General features: G+C 27.6%; 14 protein-coding genes. 1 reads left to right on the forward strand and 13 read right to left on the reverse strand.

The features are described 5' to 3' along the window. The 13 genes from NNC19_RS22265 to NNC19_RS22325 form a co-directional block, all read right to left on the reverse strand. The coding region (locus NNC19_RS22265; RefSeq protein ID WP_310940896.1) for a condensation domain-containing protein at positions 1 to 1,799 on the reverse strand (1,799 nt) is incomplete at its 3' end. A 191-nt stretch (positions 1,800 to 1,990) separates the two neighbouring features. Beyond that, positions 1,991 to 2,944, reverse strand: a complete 954-nt coding sequence (locus NNC19_RS22270) for a hypothetical protein (protein WP_310940897.1) — start codon at positions 2,942 to 2,944, stop codon at positions 1,991 to 1,993. Further along, positions 2,931 to 3,422 carry a sigma-70 family RNA polymerase sigma factor gene (locus NNC19_RS22275; RefSeq protein ID WP_310940898.1) on the reverse strand — a complete coding sequence of 164 codons (492 nt, stop codon included), beginning with the start codon at positions 3,420 to 3,422 and terminating at the stop codon, positions 2,931 to 2,933. Before NNC19_RS22275 ends, NNC19_RS22270 begins: the two co-directional genes overlap by 14 nt. A gap of 171 nt (positions 3,423 to 3,593) precedes the next feature. Beyond that, positions 3,594 to 5,033, reverse strand: coding sequence for a ribonuclease E/G (locus tag NNC19_RS22280; protein WP_310940899.1), 1,440 nt, complete (start codon positions 5,031 to 5,033; stop codon positions 3,594 to 3,596). Between the two features lie 12 nt (positions 5,034 to 5,045). Then, positions 5,046 to 5,747, reverse strand: coding sequence for a TIGR03936 family radical SAM-associated protein (locus NNC19_RS22285; RefSeq protein ID WP_310940909.1), 702 nt, complete (start codon positions 5,745 to 5,747; stop codon positions 5,046 to 5,048). Beyond that, the gene (locus NNC19_RS22290; protein WP_310940900.1) at positions 5,731 to 7,590 is read right to left on the reverse strand and encodes a TIGR03960 family B12-binding radical SAM protein; all 1,860 of its coding nucleotides are present in this window, start codon (positions 7,588 to 7,590) and stop codon (positions 5,731 to 5,733) included. Before NNC19_RS22290 ends, NNC19_RS22285 begins: the two co-directional genes overlap by 17 nt. A gap of 156 nt (positions 7,591 to 7,746) precedes the next feature. Continuing rightward, the gene (locus NNC19_RS22295) at positions 7,747 to 8,088 is read right to left on the reverse strand and encodes a Lin0368 family putative glycerol transporter subunit (RefSeq protein ID WP_310940901.1); all 342 of its coding nucleotides are present in this window, start codon (positions 8,086 to 8,088) and stop codon (positions 7,747 to 7,749) included. A 56-nt stretch (positions 8,089 to 8,144) separates the two neighbouring features. Continuing rightward, positions 8,145 to 8,507 carry a Lin0368 family putative glycerol transporter subunit gene (locus NNC19_RS22300; RefSeq protein ID WP_310940902.1) on the reverse strand — a complete coding sequence of 121 codons (363 nt, stop codon included), beginning with the start codon at positions 8,505 to 8,507 and terminating at the stop codon, positions 8,145 to 8,147. A 194-nt stretch (positions 8,508 to 8,701) separates the two neighbouring features. Continuing rightward, positions 8,702 to 10,132, reverse strand: coding sequence for a 6-phospho-beta-glucosidase (locus tag NNC19_RS22305; protein WP_310940903.1), 1,431 nt, complete (start codon positions 10,130 to 10,132; stop codon positions 8,702 to 8,704). Positions 10,133 to 10,248: 116 nt separating this feature from the next. Then, complete coding sequence (locus NNC19_RS22310) at positions 10,249 to 11,562, reverse strand: PTS sugar transporter subunit IIC (RefSeq protein WP_310940904.1); 1,314 nt, start codon at positions 11,560 to 11,562, stop codon at positions 10,249 to 10,251. Between the two features lie 165 nt (positions 11,563 to 11,727). Then, positions 11,728 to 12,036 (reverse strand): PTS sugar transporter subunit IIB, encoded by a 309-nt coding sequence (locus tag NNC19_RS22315; protein ID WP_310940905.1) that lies wholly within the window; start codon positions 12,034 to 12,036, stop codon positions 11,728 to 11,730. Between the two features lie 57 nt (positions 12,037 to 12,093). Further along, on the reverse strand, positions 12,094 to 12,414 hold the full coding sequence (locus NNC19_RS22320) for a PTS lactose/cellobiose transporter subunit IIA (protein ID WP_310940906.1): 321 nt from the start codon (positions 12,412 to 12,414) through the stop codon (positions 12,094 to 12,096). Positions 12,415 to 12,665: 251 nt separating this feature from the next. After that, positions 12,666 to 15,356 (reverse strand): sigma 54-interacting transcriptional regulator, encoded by a 2,691-nt coding sequence (locus NNC19_RS22325; RefSeq protein ID WP_310940907.1) that lies wholly within the window; start codon positions 15,354 to 15,356, stop codon positions 12,666 to 12,668. A 379-nt stretch (positions 15,357 to 15,735) separates the two neighbouring features. Between NNC19_RS22325 and NNC19_RS22330 the strand changes: the two genes are divergently transcribed. Next, positions 15,736 to 16,446 (forward strand): hypothetical protein, encoded by a 711-nt coding sequence (locus NNC19_RS22330; RefSeq protein ID WP_310940908.1) that lies wholly within the window; start codon positions 15,736 to 15,738, stop codon positions 16,444 to 16,446. Positions 16,447 to 16,563: the final 117 nt, after the last annotated feature.

Genomic DNA, 16,563 nt, shown 5'->3' on the forward strand with positions numbered 1-16,563 from the left:
AAATCTTTTGGTGTATTAATATTTTTAAGGTTATCTTTGCTTTCTTTAAGTATATCTTCACTATTTAAATCTATTTTATTTATTTTTGCTACATTAACTCTTCCTGATTGATGATTTTTAATTAAAAGTATTTTACTATGACTATCCTCAATCATATAATTTATCCTTTTTTCAGGATATTCTTCATCTATTGGCAAGTATGCAGCTCCACTTTTTATAACAGCTAACATCCCAACTATTGTATCTTTGCTCTTGTCACATAATATTGGAACAATATCTCCTTTTTTTACTCCATTTTTCACTAATAGATTGCTAAGTTGATTTGCTCTTTCATTTAATTGTTTATAAGTTAAATATTCACCGTTTGATACAATTGCAGTTTTATTTTGTGACTTTTTAACTACTTCTTCAAATAATTCTTTTATTGTTTTATCTTTTTCATATTCTCTTTTTGTATTGTTAAATTTATTTAGTATTAAATTCTTTTCTTCTTTAGAAACTATTTGAATTCCTGATATTTTTAAATTTGAATTTTTAATAATTTGACTAGCAATAAGTTCCATACCTCTAGCCATTTGTATAATTTGCTGCTCAGTATAATCCTCTATTCTATACTGTATCTCTACTTCAACATTTCCCTGTCTCTTTAATTCTTTAATAAAGATATGTAATGGAATATTTGCATATTCTTGAGGGAAAATTTCATTATTAATACATATATTTTCTAAGTTATAACTCTCAAGCACATAGTAATTTACACAGAATTTAAATAAAGAATCAGCTCTTTTTTTCTTTAACTCCAAATCCTGTGCTAATAAATCATATGGATATTTTTGATTATGATAACAACTCTTAATTTCAATATTTAAGTAATTTAAAAATTCATTAAAAGTTTTATTATCTTCTATATTTATTCTTAAAGGCATGGTTCCTGTAAACATACCAATAGTATTTTTTTGACATTCATTGCTCCTATTAAAACAAGCTACTGCTAATGTTATATCATTGTCATTCAATATTTTACTCATATATATACTTGAAATAGAAATAAAGAATTTGTTTAAAGAAATATTATGATTATCTAAAAATTCTTTAAGTTCTTCATATTTATCTTTACTTAATAAGAATGATTTTGTTTTTGATTTTGCACTTTTAGAATTTTTATATAAAGAATTTTTATTCAAATTTGAAAACTTTTCTTTCCAGAACTTTTTATTTTTCCTGAATTCTTCAGAGTTTAGATATTTCTTTTCGTCAGATGTAAAGTCAATATAGGAATTTTCAATATTTAAATCTACAATTTCATTGTCACATAATTGCTGATATATATTAGTAAGTTGTTTAAGTAATAAATTACATGACATACCATCACAAATAAGATGATGTATAAAAAAGCATACTCCCATATTTTCCTGATTAATTTTGTAAATGAAGAACTTAAATAAAGGTTCATTTTGTTTATATAAAGGTTTGCTTCCTTCATTAATACAAAACTCTTTTAATTTATTTTCAGCATTATCATTGTATTTTTCAAAATCTAAGAAAGGTATATCAATAGCTTTATATTTATCCACATATTGATATATATTCCCATCCTCTTCATAAAACTTTAATCTAAATGAATCATTTTTTTTGATAATTATATTTATTGCTTCTTCTAATATATGAATCTCTAAATTACCTTTTATATTAATTTTAGATACAATATTATGCATTGATGTGTTTGGAAACAACATCTCGTTATACAAAATTCTTTTTTGTGGATGAGTTATGTTAATTTTTTTGTTAATTTGTTCCATAAAGAACGCCTCCCAATATATTATTTTACTTAATACATTACAATTTAAGAAAAATAATAGTTGCACTTTCTCTTGATTTAGATGCAACTTTCAGAATCTTTCAATATATGGGAACTTCTTTTAATATTATCAATATACATATATAACAATTTTTAATAAATTAAAAATCTAAAATGATAATTTTATTCAATTTATAAACTACTTCTAATCATATTTAATATTATCTCTTCATCAATGCCATTTTCTGATGAAATAGAATAGTATATATCAGCCTTTTTCCAAGTTGCTAGATTAATTACTTTATTTTTAATTCCATCTAACTTTATGTTTATCCCATTTATTTCACATGTGTTTTCATTTTCATATATATTATAATCACCACTTATATTTTCAGAAACTTTTCCTGCTCTAAATTTTGCTATATCTTTTCCACTATTATATTCTATTTCAATCACATCATTTGCTATAACATATATATAATCTAATTTAAATCCATCAGGTATTTCCTTTATTCTATTAATTTTAAATTTTATTACTTCTTCAGCCTCTTCTAATGTTTTATACTCTTTTATAGTCCCTCCACAAGTAGTTAAAGGTAACGTATTTGAGTTAGTCTTTCCATTGTCATTATTTTTATCTTCATTATTGTTAGTGTCATCGTTATTTATAATATTCTTATCATTTGTATTAGTATTTTTATTTTCGTTATTATTACTATTTTCATTATGTTCTGGTGAATTACTTTTCTTACAGTTTTCACTCTCATTAGTATATTGATTTATAATTTCACGTTTTTCAGGCTCATTATCATTTTTGTTATAATTACTATCCCCCTTATTATCATACAATTTACTTACTTCATCATTTTGCAATTCTTTATTTGTATCACCTATATCTTCCTGCTCCAAATCATAATTTCCACATTTAGTAAGTTCAATATCACTATTTACAGCACTTATAAATACAACTATTGTAAAACATGAAGCAATAATTAATATACTTCTTCTAAATGAATTATTTTTTTTTATTTTTGTACTTTTAATTTCTACCTTTTCATCGAGCAAATTATGAAGTATTCTTCTTTTCATATCTTCAGTCATAATTATTTTATCTAATTCTTCTTTGTATCTTTTACTCAAAATCATACTCCTCCTTTAACTCTTTCTTTAATATTTTTCTTCCCCTACTAAGCAATGAGCGCACTGTTGACTCTTTCTTATGTATTATTGATGCAATCTCAACTGTAGTATAATCTTCATAATAATATAAATGAATAATTTCTCTATATTTTAATGGAAGCTGTATTACCTTATTAAGAATATTACTCTCTTTATATTCATCATAATATGGAATTTCTATTAACTCTGTACGATTTTTTAACCAAGCAGATTTCAATTTATTTTTACAAATATTTCTTGCTACACAAATAAGCCAATTTCTTTTATGATTATCGCTTTCAAATATCTCTATATTTTTAATCAATTGTACAAAAACTTCTTGTACTACATCCTCTGCATCATAAATATTTTTCATATATGAATATGCAAGTCTCAGCAGCATACTTCCATAATATTCTAAATCCTGTGAGATAATTTCATCTGTACACAATGAAATCTCATTCATCCTAAAACTCATCCTTCCATCTTGTAGTACAATTAAATTAATAATTAATTTTCTTTACTTTTCAAATATAATACAATTCAATTAACGAAAGTGTTGCACTAATTTTAAAATTCAAAAAAAATGATTACAAATACCCTTTCTAAAAAATATTTGCAATCATTATATTAATACTTATTCTATTTTCACCAAATACTGTTCAATATTTTTCTTTTGATTTTTAAATATTAAAGGTTCTACTCTATATCCCTCAATACCACTTACATAATTAATATATATTTTCTTATCCAGTCCATCTATATTCTTAAGAAAAGAAACTAAATCTTCCTTAATCTTATTCATATAAGTTTCATCTACTTCTATAAAAAAATCACTAATACTATTTTCATTATGATACTTAGTTATTTCATTATTAATTAGCCCTTCTAGATAGGATAGCTTAAGTAATGACCCATTACCACAACATAAAGGACATTTTTCTTCCATATATTCATATACACTCTTACCTACTCTTTTTCTAGAGATTTGAACTAGATTTAATTCTGTAAATGGAAATACCTTATGGTTTCCACCATCTTCTTTTAGTGCATCCTTAAGTTCTTTCATTACTATAGACTTATGAGCCTTATCTCTTAAATCTATAAAATCTATAACTATTATTCCACTTAAATTTCTTAGAAGAATCTGTCTTCCTATTTCTCTAGCAGCTTCTAAATTAGTATCTAAGATAGTTTTTTCAAAGCTTCTCTCTTTTATATTTTTCCCTGTATTTACATCAATAACATACATAGCTTCTGTTCTATCTATTATTATTGAACCACCACAAGGAAGAACTACTTTATTATGTCTTAACTTTAAAAGTTCTTTTTCTATATCATAATAATCAAATAATCTTTTAGTTGAATCAAAGAGCTCAATTTTAACATTTTTCTCATCTTTTAGATACTCTTTTATAAAATTATAGTCTTCTTCATTATCTACAACTATCTTTATACAATCTATTCCTACTTTATCTCTTAAAACTTTATTTATCGCAAGATTGTCTCCATAAAGTTTTCCAAGCTGTGAAGAGTATTTCATCCTTCTATTAATCTCTTCATATTCCTTCTCCAAAAGTTTTCTTTCATGTTCTAATTCTTCAATACTCACATTTGCAGCTTCAGTTCTTACAATTAATTTTCCGCCTTTAACTTCTTTAAGCTCAGCAAGTATTAGCTCCTTTTTAACTTCATCTTTAAATCTTTTAGAAAACTCTATACCCTCATCTCCACTTTCAATAACCATATATTTAGAAGGAATTCCTATCTTTGTAGTTAACTTTGCTCCTTTTTCATTTATTGGTTCTTTTAAAATTTCAACAAGGATTTCATTTCCTTTTTTTATCCCTTTAGATTTAAGCTCATTACTATAATAGATATATCCTTCCTTTTCAAGTCCAATATCTACAAAAATAGAATTAGTAGCTGGGATAATATTCTTCACTCGACCTTTATAAATCTCACCTATACTTGGTCCATTTCTTTCTTCATCTACTATACATTCTTCTAGTACACCATTATTTTTAATACCTATTCTAAGACTTTTTTCTCTTCTCTCAATAAATATTTCTTTCATATAAACACATCCCTACCTACAATCACAAAGTGGTGCAAATCTTCCTTCTTTTAAAAAGTACATCTCTTCTCTTTTTATATCAACAAATGCATCATTATCACATTCTGTTGTATGTAACTTAACATAGTTCACTAATAAATCAGCAGATAAATGCTCCCTACTTCCTGATTGAATCAATGTATTTATTATAAGTTCATTGTCTTTAATCCAAAACTTAAAATCATAAACTAAAGCTCTTATATCAACTTCTCTTTCACCTTTTTTACTTTTCTTAATAGTATTCCATTCTTTTTTTTCTAGAAGAGTATTAACTTCATCTTCTAACTTTTTTGCATCATTATAAAGAACTTTTATGGTGTATCTACAAGCATCAATTAAAGCCATCCCTTGAGGAAGTTTCTTTTCATTTTCTACTTCAACAATCTTTTTGCAAGATAAAAATTTTATACCTGCAGCACTTTTTTCATTTAATCTATCCAAAATTTCTTGTTCATCTACCTCTTCTACTAGAATTAAATCCATATATTCTCCTGAAGAATAAACCCCAACTGACAAAGGTTGTGCTATTGAAACTGCTAGATGAGGATTAAATCCTTTTGAATATTTAGCTGGAAGTTTTGCTCTTCTTACCACCTTTTGAATTGTCCTCATTAAGTCTAAGTGAGCAATGAACTTTATCTCACTTTCTTTAGTATATTTAATTAGATATCGCACCAGCAAAACACTTCCCTTCTTTAAAGTTTACATCTATTCCACAACCTGTACAGCCTTTTCTACAGTTTTGAGTAAGTTCAGCTTTCTTAGCTTTTTCATTTTCTATTTCAAGATACTTTCTATTAACTCCAATATCTATAAAATCCCATGGAAGCACTTCATCATAGCTTCTTTCTCTATATGCATAGAAATCTCCATCTACATCACATTCATTTAAAGCTTCTTGCCATATTTCAAAGTTAAAGAATTCTGACCACCCATCAAACTTAGCTCCCTTTTCAAAAGCTTTAATTAAAACTTCACACATTCTTCTATCTCCTCTTGCAAATAAAGCTTCCATATATGAAGTTTGTTGATGATGATAGTTATACCATATACTTCTTGATTTAATTGATCCTCTTACTGCCTTAATCTTCTCATTAACATCATCTATTTTAGCCATAGGCGCCCATTGGAATGGTGTAAATGGCTTAGGTATAAGTATTGATGTACTTACTGTTATTTTTAATCCTTTGTTTCTAACACCTTTTGGCACTGCAAAATACTGATCTTGTATCTTATGAGCAAGTTCTCCTATAGCTCTGCAATCATCCAATTCTTCATAAGGCAAACCAATTATAAAATACAATTTAATTGAACTCCACCCAGCTTCAAAGGCATTTTTAGATGCTTCAAGAATTTTCTCTTCAGTTAACCCTTTGTTAATTACATCTCTCATTCTTTGAGAACCAGCTTCTGGAGCAAATGTTAACCCTGTCTTTTTAACTTTTTGAATTTCCTTAATTAAATCTACTGAGAAAGCATCAACTCTAATTGATGGCAAAGCTACAGCTACCTTATCTTCACTATGTTCTTCCATCATGTCATGAACTAATCCTTCAATATCTGAATAGTCACAAGTACTTAATGATGATAAAGATACTTCTTGATATCCTGAACTATCAATTAATTTTCTTGCTTGATTTATTAAAGTTTCTCTTGACTTTTCTCTTACTGGTCTATAAAGCATCCCAGCTTGACAGAATCTACATCCATTAGTACATCCTCTAAATAGCTCAAGTACAATTCTGTCATGAACTATATCTGTATAAGGTACTAAAATTTCATCTGGAAAATCTACCTTATCAAAATCTGCTACTATTCTCTTTCTAACTTTATCAGGAACATCTTCAAACTTAGACTTAAATTCTTTTATAGTTCCATTTTCATTGTAATCCACATCATATAATGAAGGAACATAAATACCTCTTATATGTGATATTTCCCTTAAAAATGCCTTTTTATCCCACTTACCACTGTTTTTGTATTTAACATAAACATCTAGCACATCATTCATCATCTCTTCACCTTCACCAAGTTCAAAGAAATCAACAATTCCATATAAAGGCTCTGGATTGTATGCACAAGGTCCTCCAGCCATTATTACAGGCATCTCATTTTCCCTATCTTCTGCTCTAAATGGAATCTCTGCCAGACTTAACATATTTAATATATTTGTATAACTCATTTCATACTGCAAAGTAAATCCTATTATATCAAAGTTCGTGATAGGATCCTTTGTTTCTAAAGCATATAATGGTATATTATTCTTTCTTAATTGCTCCTCCATATCTGCCCATGGAGCAAAAACTCTTTCACAATATGTATCTTTTCTTTGATTTATTGTATGATAAAGTATTCTTGTTCCTAAATGAGACATCCCTACCTCATATACATCAGGAAAACAAAATGCAAATCTTATGTCAACTTCTTCTGGATTCTTAACTACTTGGTTAAGTTCTCCACCAATATATCTAGATGGTTTTTCCACCTTGCATAAAATGTGATCTGTTATTTTATTCATTTAATAGATCCTCCAAGTTTCATTTGTATTTGTTATTTTACATCAATATATTTTAACACAAGTAAAGGCTTATATAAAAGGCTAAAAACCCATGAAATTTATATCATAAGATTTCATGAGTTTCTTTATTTATGTTTTGATTTGTATAATTATGAACTACAACATAAATACAAGTACAATTGCACCTAATCCCCCGCCAACTACTGCAGCGTTAATATTGGTAAATGACTTTTTAATTTTCCCACCCGCTACAACTGATGCTGTGAAAATACCAATGGCAGCTGCCCAAGCCATGTCAATCCATGTGCTTCCACTTTGTTGTATTAAATGACTTTTCATACCATGATTTATTATCCAAATTGTTCCTACTAAAGTTATTGCCGCTAAAAACCCCCCAATTGCTCCAAATTTATTAACAAATCTTCCCCAACAAATTCTAAGTACAAATGGAAATATAAAAGCTCCAAATGTTGTTGTAATAATAGCTTGTACAGACATAACTTCACTCCTAATTTCTAATCTATAACTTGTAAATCCAGTATTTTAAAATTATATTATTCAGAAAACTCTTTTCTATTGTATTTTTCTACAGCTACAGCTGCATAACCACCTAGTATTGCTCCAATAGTTATACAAGCTAAAGTTGGAATGGAACTTATAACTGAATCAATTCCATTAATCAAGTATCCTTTTACAACTAAACAAATTGCTATTCCTAATCCCATATCAATAAATGCTGAATCTTCATCATGTTTAATTAAAGCTAAATAATGATTAATGTACCACATTGATCCTGTTAAAAAAAGTGCAGCAAAATATCCACCCCAAATCCCAAACTTATCTATAAAAATTCCCCAACTTGCATTTATTATAACTGCAGCTAAAAAATATCCTAAAGTACTTTTTAAAAACTTCATCAATATCACCCTCAATTTATTATGTTTAATTATTACAATTAGGATTATTTATCACAAAACACTTTAATTTATTAAAGAATAATCTCAAAAGAAAAGTCTAAAAACTTTACCTTTGAGATTATTAATATTACTAATAAAATAAACTTTTTATTATGTTATTTGTTATATTTCTTCAATCTTATTAGATAAATAAACTACAATTCTTCCCCATTACTTGAAATAACTTTTTTATACCATTCAAATGATTTCTTCTTTGACCTACCTAGTGTCCCATTTCCTTCATTATCTTTATCAACATAGATAAATCCATAACGTTTTTTCATTTCTCCTGTTGTAAATGAAACACAATCAATACATCCCCATGGAGTATAACCAATTAAATTAACACCATCTAATTCTATAGCCTTTTCCATTTCTATAATATGTGACCTTAAATAATCAATTCTATAATCATCATTGCATGATCCATCCAACTCTTTAACATCAATAGCTCCAAAACCATTTTCCACAATGAATAATGGTAATTCATATCTTTCATATAAAAGATTTAAAGAATACCTAATTCCTACTGGATCTATTTGCCATCCCCAATCAGATGCCTTTACAAATGGATTTTTAATACTTGAATTTGATCCAACAATAGAATCTTTATCTAATTCATTAACTCCTGATTTGACTGCATCAGACATATAATAACTAAATCCCAAATAATCTACAGTTCCTTCAGTTAAAATTTGAGTATCATCTGACTCTATTTTAATATTATACCCTTTTCTTTCCCATTCTTTTAATGCATATGAAGGATAATGGCCTCTGCAATGAACATCTGCAAAGAAATAGCGATCATGCATTGCCTCTACAGAAAGCATCATATCATTAGGATTACAAGAAAAGGGATATATAGGAACAAATGAGCACATACATCCTATTTGGAAGTCCGGATTAATTTCATGGCCTTTCTTAACCACTAACGCACTAGCAACTAACTCATGATGAACTACTTGATACATTACTTCTTCTGGATTTTCACCTTCTTTATAAAGTACACCTGAACAGGTCCATCCAAATAGTGGATTTGTTATATTTTTTTGATTGTTAATTTCATTAAATGTCATCCAATACTTAACTTTATTTTTGTACCGTTCCATTACAGTAGTTGCATAACGTACAAAGAATTCAATAACTCTACGATTACGCCACCCACCGTATTCTTTAGCTAAATGATATGGCATTTCAAAGTGACTCAATGTAATAACAGGTTCTATTCCATACTTTAACATCTCATCAAACATATCATCATAAAATTTTAATCCTTCTTCATTAGGTTCTAATTCATCTCCCTTAGGAAAAATACGTGTCCATGCTATACTTGTTCTAAAACATTTAAACCCCATTTCCGCAAATAAAGCAATATCTTCCTTATAATGTCCAAAAAAATCAATAGCTTCATGATTTGGATAATTTTCACCTTCAATTACTCCATCAGTAATTACCCTTGGGACACCATGTGCTCCAGCAGTCATTACATCTGAAACATTAGGGCCTTTTCCGCCTTTATTCCATCCTCCTTCAACTTGATGGGCTGCAACAGCTCCTCCCCATAAAAATTTTTTATTAAAAGCCATAAAATTTCCTCCTGATTTTTTAAAAAATACCCCAATATTTATATTCAATATGTATATCTTAAATATTGGGGCTAGTTAATTCTATATTATGTAAATTAATCTACTTTTTATTAAGCTTATTCACTTTGTGCTGCTTCCTCATTTTTAACATTCATAGCATCTTGTTTCTTAAAGAATGGGAAGTATATTGCAAATGATAATCCCATAATTACAATTTGTAATAAAGCCATTCTCCAACCACCTAAAATGAATCCTGAAATTATTGGTGGTGTTGTCCATGGCACCAATACTCCAGTAAATAATGGAACTAATCCTGTATATAGTGCAAAGTAAGTAGCTAAGCCTGTTACCATTGGAGTAAGTATAAATGGTATTGCCATAAATGGATTCATTACTACTGGAGTACCAAATGTAACTGGTTCATTTATATTAAACATCCCTGGTATTATAGCTAATTTACCTAATTCTTTACTTTGTGCTGATCTTCCAAACATTATCATACATAATACAAGTCCTATTGTTACTCCTGACCCTGTCATCCCAACCATATTATCTAAAAATTGTTGTGTTACTATATGACCACCATTTGCTACTGTAAGTGCTTTTCCACTATCTAGTATAGCTTGATTTTCTAGAGCATTTGATGTTAATATTCCTGTCATTATTCCACCTATAATTGATGAACCATGAACACCAAACCACCATAAAAATGGGATTATGAAAGTCATAACTATAACGCCACCTAAAGAATCTGTCATTCCTTGTAAAGGTGTTTGTAAAACTTTATATATTAATTCAATAAATGTTGTATCCATTGCATATTTAAGAATAGTATAAAGTACTGTTGAGCCTAAAATTATAACTGCTGCTGGAATTAATGCTGCAAATGAATTTGCAACTCCTTGTGGTACCCCTGCTGGCATTTTAATTGTAATATTTTTCTTCATAAACCATGAATAAATTGCACCTACAACTAAGCCAATTATGATTGCTGTAACCATACCTTTTCCACCAACAAAGTCCTTATTAATAACGCCACTTACTATTTCGCCACTCTTAGTTACAACAAATTGGTTCATTGTTAATAAAAAGACTGCAAATGCTATTATTCCTGCTGATAAAGGTTCATGACCTTCATTTTTAGCATATGTGTATGCTATACCAAATACAGCAATAATTGCAATAATCGCAAAAGTTGAATTATAAGCTTGGAATAACGGTTCTGTCCATCCAGCACCTAACATACTAGCCATCCAATCATTAAATGGTTGATAAGGTATTTGTGCTAGTAATAAGAATACTGATCCTACCATAATTAACGGCAATGTAAATAAAATTCCATCTTTTAAAGCAATAACAGGCTTAGAACCAACAAATTTCATAATTACTGGTATTACTTTTTCGTTTAGAGTACTTCCTAATGATGACATAATAATTCCTCCTTTAAATTTAGTTTTTGTATAAAAATATAATATAAATTTGTGATATAATAAAACAGTAATAAATTTGTGAGATTTATTATTATTTTTATCCAATCTTTCATGTGGTTTTCTCTGTTACTTAATTGAACCACATGGAACTTTTTTTATTTAGCCTTATTTATTAGCTAATTTTAAAGCAAAATCTAATACTTTTTGACCATTCATCATTCCATAATCAACCATTGGTATTACATCTACTGGAATTCCTTTAGGTTCACATATCTTTTTTGCTTTTGCAATTGTGTACCCAACTTGTGGTCCAAGTAGCGCTACATCTACATTATCTAAGTGTTTATCCATTTGTCCTTCTGGAAAAGCTTCTATATCCACTTCTATTCCTTTTGCTTTAGCTGAATCCTTCATTTTATTAACCAACAAACTTGTTGACATTCCTGCTGCACAAAATAATCTAATTGTAATCATAATTCGTTCCTCCTAATATATAATTTTATTTTTTGCTAATTTTATTTTTTGCTAATTTTATTTAATTAATGTATTTACAATCTTCCTTAATTCAATTATTTGTTCAATTAAATTCTTCTCTGTTATGGCAGTCATTAAATGATCTTGAGCATGCACAAATAATACCGACATATCTATCTTTTCACCATTTGCTTCTTGATGCAGAAACATTGTTTGTCCGTCATGAGCTTTACCTAAAGCATCATTTGATAACTCCATTTCTTTATCAGCTTCTTCATAATTTCCTTCATTTACATAATTAAGAGCCATATAAGCATGATTTTTACAATCTCCAGCATTGATTATAATATTCATAATTGCCATTTCTAATGATTCCATTTTTATCTCCTCAATTCTTTTATAATTTTTATTTATATTAGTTTTTTTATCTTTCATTTGTCTTATTCATATATAAAGCAATAACCATGCCAAATTTAAAATACAATAAATAAAAATATTAATATATATTCAAGTTAGTATTTTCAAAGGATTCAAAACAAAAAAAAACTTTTGAGAAGATTTAAAATGTTTTACTTCTCAAAAAGTTTTTTGAAACACATTAACAATGTGTTTTATTGTTTCATAAATTATCACTTATTACTTACTAAATTTGGCGCTTTAAAGAAATTCATCAAATAACATATTTCATCATCTGTAATATTCATTGAATATTTAGTACTGATAGGCTCAATCGCATTTTTTACTACTCTATATAATTTTAAGTTATCCTCTATATATTGCTCCTTGTTCTCAAACTCTACCCTGGTCTTGTTTTGGTCATACATCTCTATCATACTTGATATATGCAATATAATTCCAATAAGGATATTTGTACTTATTTTAATATTCAATTCTTCTTCAACATTTTCATTAAATTTCTTTATATGTTTTAATACTGTTTTTCCATCAACTTTTTTCAATTCACGTTCTAAGGTTTCATTCATCTTTAGATAAATTTCTTCAATGTCAATGAGTTTTTGTATATCTTTAATACATGTTCCATCTATAATGCTATCCAGCATAAATTGTGGTTTATTTATATCTAATTCAAATGGACTCACAAAACAAATAAATTTATATTCTTTCTTTAGTTTTTCTATTTTTTCATAAATACTTTCTTTTCCTATTAAATTAATTGGAATAATTTCTACTATCTTTTTATCAAAAGTAATACTTTTCTCTAATAATCTTTTAAGTGTTTTAGCCCCACCTTCTCCAGTAGTACATACTGTAACTATTGCCAGCTTTTCTTCTCTCTCTTGCTGAGATTGTATGACATTCTCATTATATAAATTATTAACTTCCAACGTTTCTCTATATATTTCATCTAATGAATATCCCATCATAGATTTTCTAGTTGCTTCTAATGCATGCAATGTACTAACCAATGGTATTGTTTTAGTTTTTATGTTAAATAAATTTCCTATTTCAACTCCAAAGTTTGTAAGAGATCCCATATCAACTAGAAATAATATATCTCCATCAATTTTATATTCTCTAATATATTCTATAGTTTTACTTAATATTTTTTCAGGTTTTTCTTCTATAGGTGCATTGATTCCTATTATATTCTTTGTCCCAAGAAGTCCATTAACTGCATCAGCCATTGATGTTGCTGTACTTATTCCATGAGCAATAACTATTACTTTAACATTGTTTTGTTTATGTTTTAAGTTTCCATAATCATAACTTAAAAACATAGTTATAAAACCAGCTTCATCAACTGGCATACTTACATCAAGTGTTCTATCTATTATCTTTAATGCATCCAATGCTACATTAAATTCCTTTTTATGTTCTTCCCTTATACTATTTAACTTTGGATTTACAATTTTCTTATTTCTTCTTAATCTATCTATTGAATTACTTATATGAACAGCTAATCCATAATTTATTTTTTTATCAAATTTAGTTTGTAATTGATTTTCACAAAAACTAATAACTTCTTCTATTACATCCATAACATCTTTTTCTATAATATTTTTTATATTAGACATATCAACCTTATCATAAACATCATTAATATACTTTTTTAAATAATCTTCAATATCTCTTTCTATTTCTTCTTCAAGTCGTACACCTTTTATACCTTTTGCCTTAAGTTCACTTATCCTAACATCTAACATTTCATAAATATTTTCATCATTCTTGTTTTCTTCAAATATTTCTTTATCTTTATTTTTATCAAATATAAAATATCTATTATTTATATCAATTAACTTATTCCATAATTGTCTATGTTCTATTTCTTTATATAACCCTTCTCTTATGTATGTTGGTAAATCTAAACTGCTTATTTCTATGACATCTTTTCTATTTGACAAAAAATCAGCATATGCTTTAGCACAAGCAAGCTGTATATCAGATCTTAATTGTCCTATATTATTTTCACAATTATAAGACAAAAATGCTTTTATAGAATTCACTGACACTCTAATACCTTTTTTTAATCTTCCAGATTCTTGAATCATAAATTGTTTTATAAGATTAAATCTTTCTTCCATGCCTCTATTTCTTAGTGGAGGTATTGTTATTACCATTGGGATTCTTCTTGTAAATGTCCTAAGTAATGTAGTACTTGGATCTTCTGTAGTTGCAGTTATAATAAGTACATCTGCTCTTCTTTCACTCTCTGTTTCCCCAAGTCTTCTGTAAACGCCTCTATCCATAAAGGTAAAAAACATCTCTTGCCCTTCTGCAGGCAATCTATGAACTTCATCTAAAAATAAAATTCCTCCATCAGCTTTTTCAATAAGACCTTGCTTATCAAAATCAGCACCTGTATATGCACCTTTTTTTATACCAAATAATTGTCCTAGCAATAATTGAGGATTATTAGCATAATCTGCACAATTAAATACTATAAAAGGACTGTCTTCAAGTTTTACCTTCATTTCAATTGCATACTTATATAATAATCCTGCAAAAGTTGATTTACCTACACCAGTTTCACCTAGTAGTAATATATTCATTCCATTTGGAGGATATAATATTGCTGCCTTTGCTTGCTCTATTGCTGGGTATAAACTAGGATTATATTCTGAAAATTTATCTATTGCTAATACACCAGAGGAAACGTTTTCTTTTTCACTAATCTTAAATAATGTTGGTTTTCCTTTTAACTTCTCTGCCTTCCCTTCACCTACTAATTTATTTAAATCATTACTTACATTTGCTCTAGAAAGATTTAACTTCTCTGCAATATCTGATGCAGAAACTCCATTTGGTTTTGTATGCTTTGTTTCATTAAGTTTATTAAGAATCAAGTCAATTCTTTTCATCCATCACTCACCCTTTTTTATCTTCTATTTTTTGATATTAAGGTTTTTCTTTTGTCTATATATTTATTTATTCAATTTTTCTTATTTAGATATTATCATATCATTTACATTTTATCTATTACTAAATTAACCTATGAATCTATCTTTTCCATTTAACAACTTTATAATAAAAAATCCTATAATGTAAAAACATGAATTTTAATAAAAAATAAAATTACAATTAATTTTTCAATATTTTTCTAGGACCATATTCCCATAATACCTATGACCATAGTCATTTTCTTCTAAATTTATAATTATTCATTACAAATGCATGATATAATATTTCCAAATAATTAGTCTAGCAATAAGCATTTTCAATACGTATAGGGGGTAACATATGAAAAATTTCAAAAAATTTATAACTATGCTTAGTATGATTGTATTAACAGCTAGTTTAACATTAACTGGCTGTGGAGAAGAAAAGAAGCCTTCAAAAGAAAAAGAAGAGGTAAAAACATTAGCAACTCCTGAAGTAACAGCAGAGGCATATTTTAAATTTTGTTTATATGGGGATAAAACTAAATTTCAAGAATTAGGACTACCAACTACTGAATTTGATACAATTAGTAAAGATACATTCAGTAAGATAAGAAATGACATAAAAAATGCATTTGCAGAGTATGCTATTGTGCTTACTGATGAAGAATTAGAAAAAATACTTTCAGCTGAAATAAATTCTTTAAAGAAAATAACACCTAAACTAGAGGTAAGTCAAGGTAAAGAGACAGTTGATATAAAAATTACTACATCTTATATAGATGTGCCCTCTGCTTTCACACAAGCAAAAGAGGATGCTTTAAAAAAGATAGGTACTCTTAAATTTAAAAGCGAAACTCAATATAAAGCTAAATTTAAAGAATTATATTTAAGCAACCTTGCAAATAGTATAAATAATGCAAAACCATCTACTGATACAAAAAAGCAAACATTTACTTTTAGCAAAAAAACATTTGAAGAAAACGGCAAATCTTCAACCATTTGGGCTCCTGAAAATTTCACTAGATTTCAACAAGATGTAAGTAATATGGTATTAAATCATACTCTATAAATTTCTCTTTATTTTATCAGTGATTTTTATAGCAAAATATATGGGGATGTATCAGATTGGAGTGAAAAAACTTCAATATGATATATCCTTTTTTACTAAATATAAATTTTATTCATG

It is taken from the genome of Clostridium sp. SHJSY1, assembly GCF_031626875.1.
GTDB lineage: Bacteria > Bacillota > Clostridia > Clostridiales > Clostridiaceae > Clostridium.

Excerpts from the sequence above, each read along its gene's own strand:
- NNC19_RS22310 (WP_310940904.1), bottom strand. The coding sequence starts at position 11,562 with ATGTCATCATTAGGAAGTACTCTAAACGAAAAAGTAATACCAGTAATT.
- NNC19_RS22290 (WP_310940900.1), bottom strand. The coding sequence starts at position 7,590 with ATGAATAAAATAACAGATCACATTTTATGCAAGGTGGAAAAACCATCT.
- NNC19_RS22330 (WP_310940908.1), top strand. The coding sequence starts at position 15,736 with ATGAAAAATTTCAAAAAATTTATAACTATGCTTAGTATGATTGTATTA.
- NNC19_RS22320 (WP_310940906.1), bottom strand. The coding sequence starts at position 12,414 with ATGGAATCATTAGAAATGGCAATTATGAATATTATAATCAATGCTGGA.
- NNC19_RS22275 (WP_310940898.1), bottom strand. The coding sequence starts at position 3,422 with ATGAATGAGATTTCATTGTGTACAGATGAAATTATCTCACAGGATTTA.
- NNC19_RS22305 (WP_310940903.1), bottom strand. The coding sequence starts at position 10,132 with ATGGCTTTTAATAAAAAATTTTTATGGGGAGGAGCTGTTGCAGCCCAT.
- NNC19_RS22270 (WP_310940897.1), bottom strand. The coding sequence starts at position 2,944 with ATGATTTTGAGTAAAAGATACAAAGAAGAATTAGATAAAATAATTATG.
- NNC19_RS22300 (WP_310940902.1), bottom strand. The coding sequence starts at position 8,507 with ATGAAGTTTTTAAAAAGTACTTTAGGATATTTTTTAGCTGCAGTTATA.
- NNC19_RS22295 (WP_310940901.1), bottom strand. The coding sequence starts at position 8,088 with ATGTCTGTACAAGCTATTATTACAACAACATTTGGAGCTTTTATATTT.
- NNC19_RS22280 (WP_310940899.1), bottom strand. The coding sequence starts at position 5,033 with ATGAAAGAAATATTTATTGAGAGAAGAGAAAAAAGTCTTAGAATAGGT.
- NNC19_RS22315 (WP_310940905.1), bottom strand. The coding sequence starts at position 12,036 with ATGATTACAATTAGATTATTTTGTGCAGCAGGAATGTCAACAAGTTTG.
- NNC19_RS22325 (WP_310940907.1), bottom strand. The coding sequence starts at position 15,356 with ATGAAAAGAATTGACTTGATTCTTAATAAACTTAATGAAACAAAGCAT.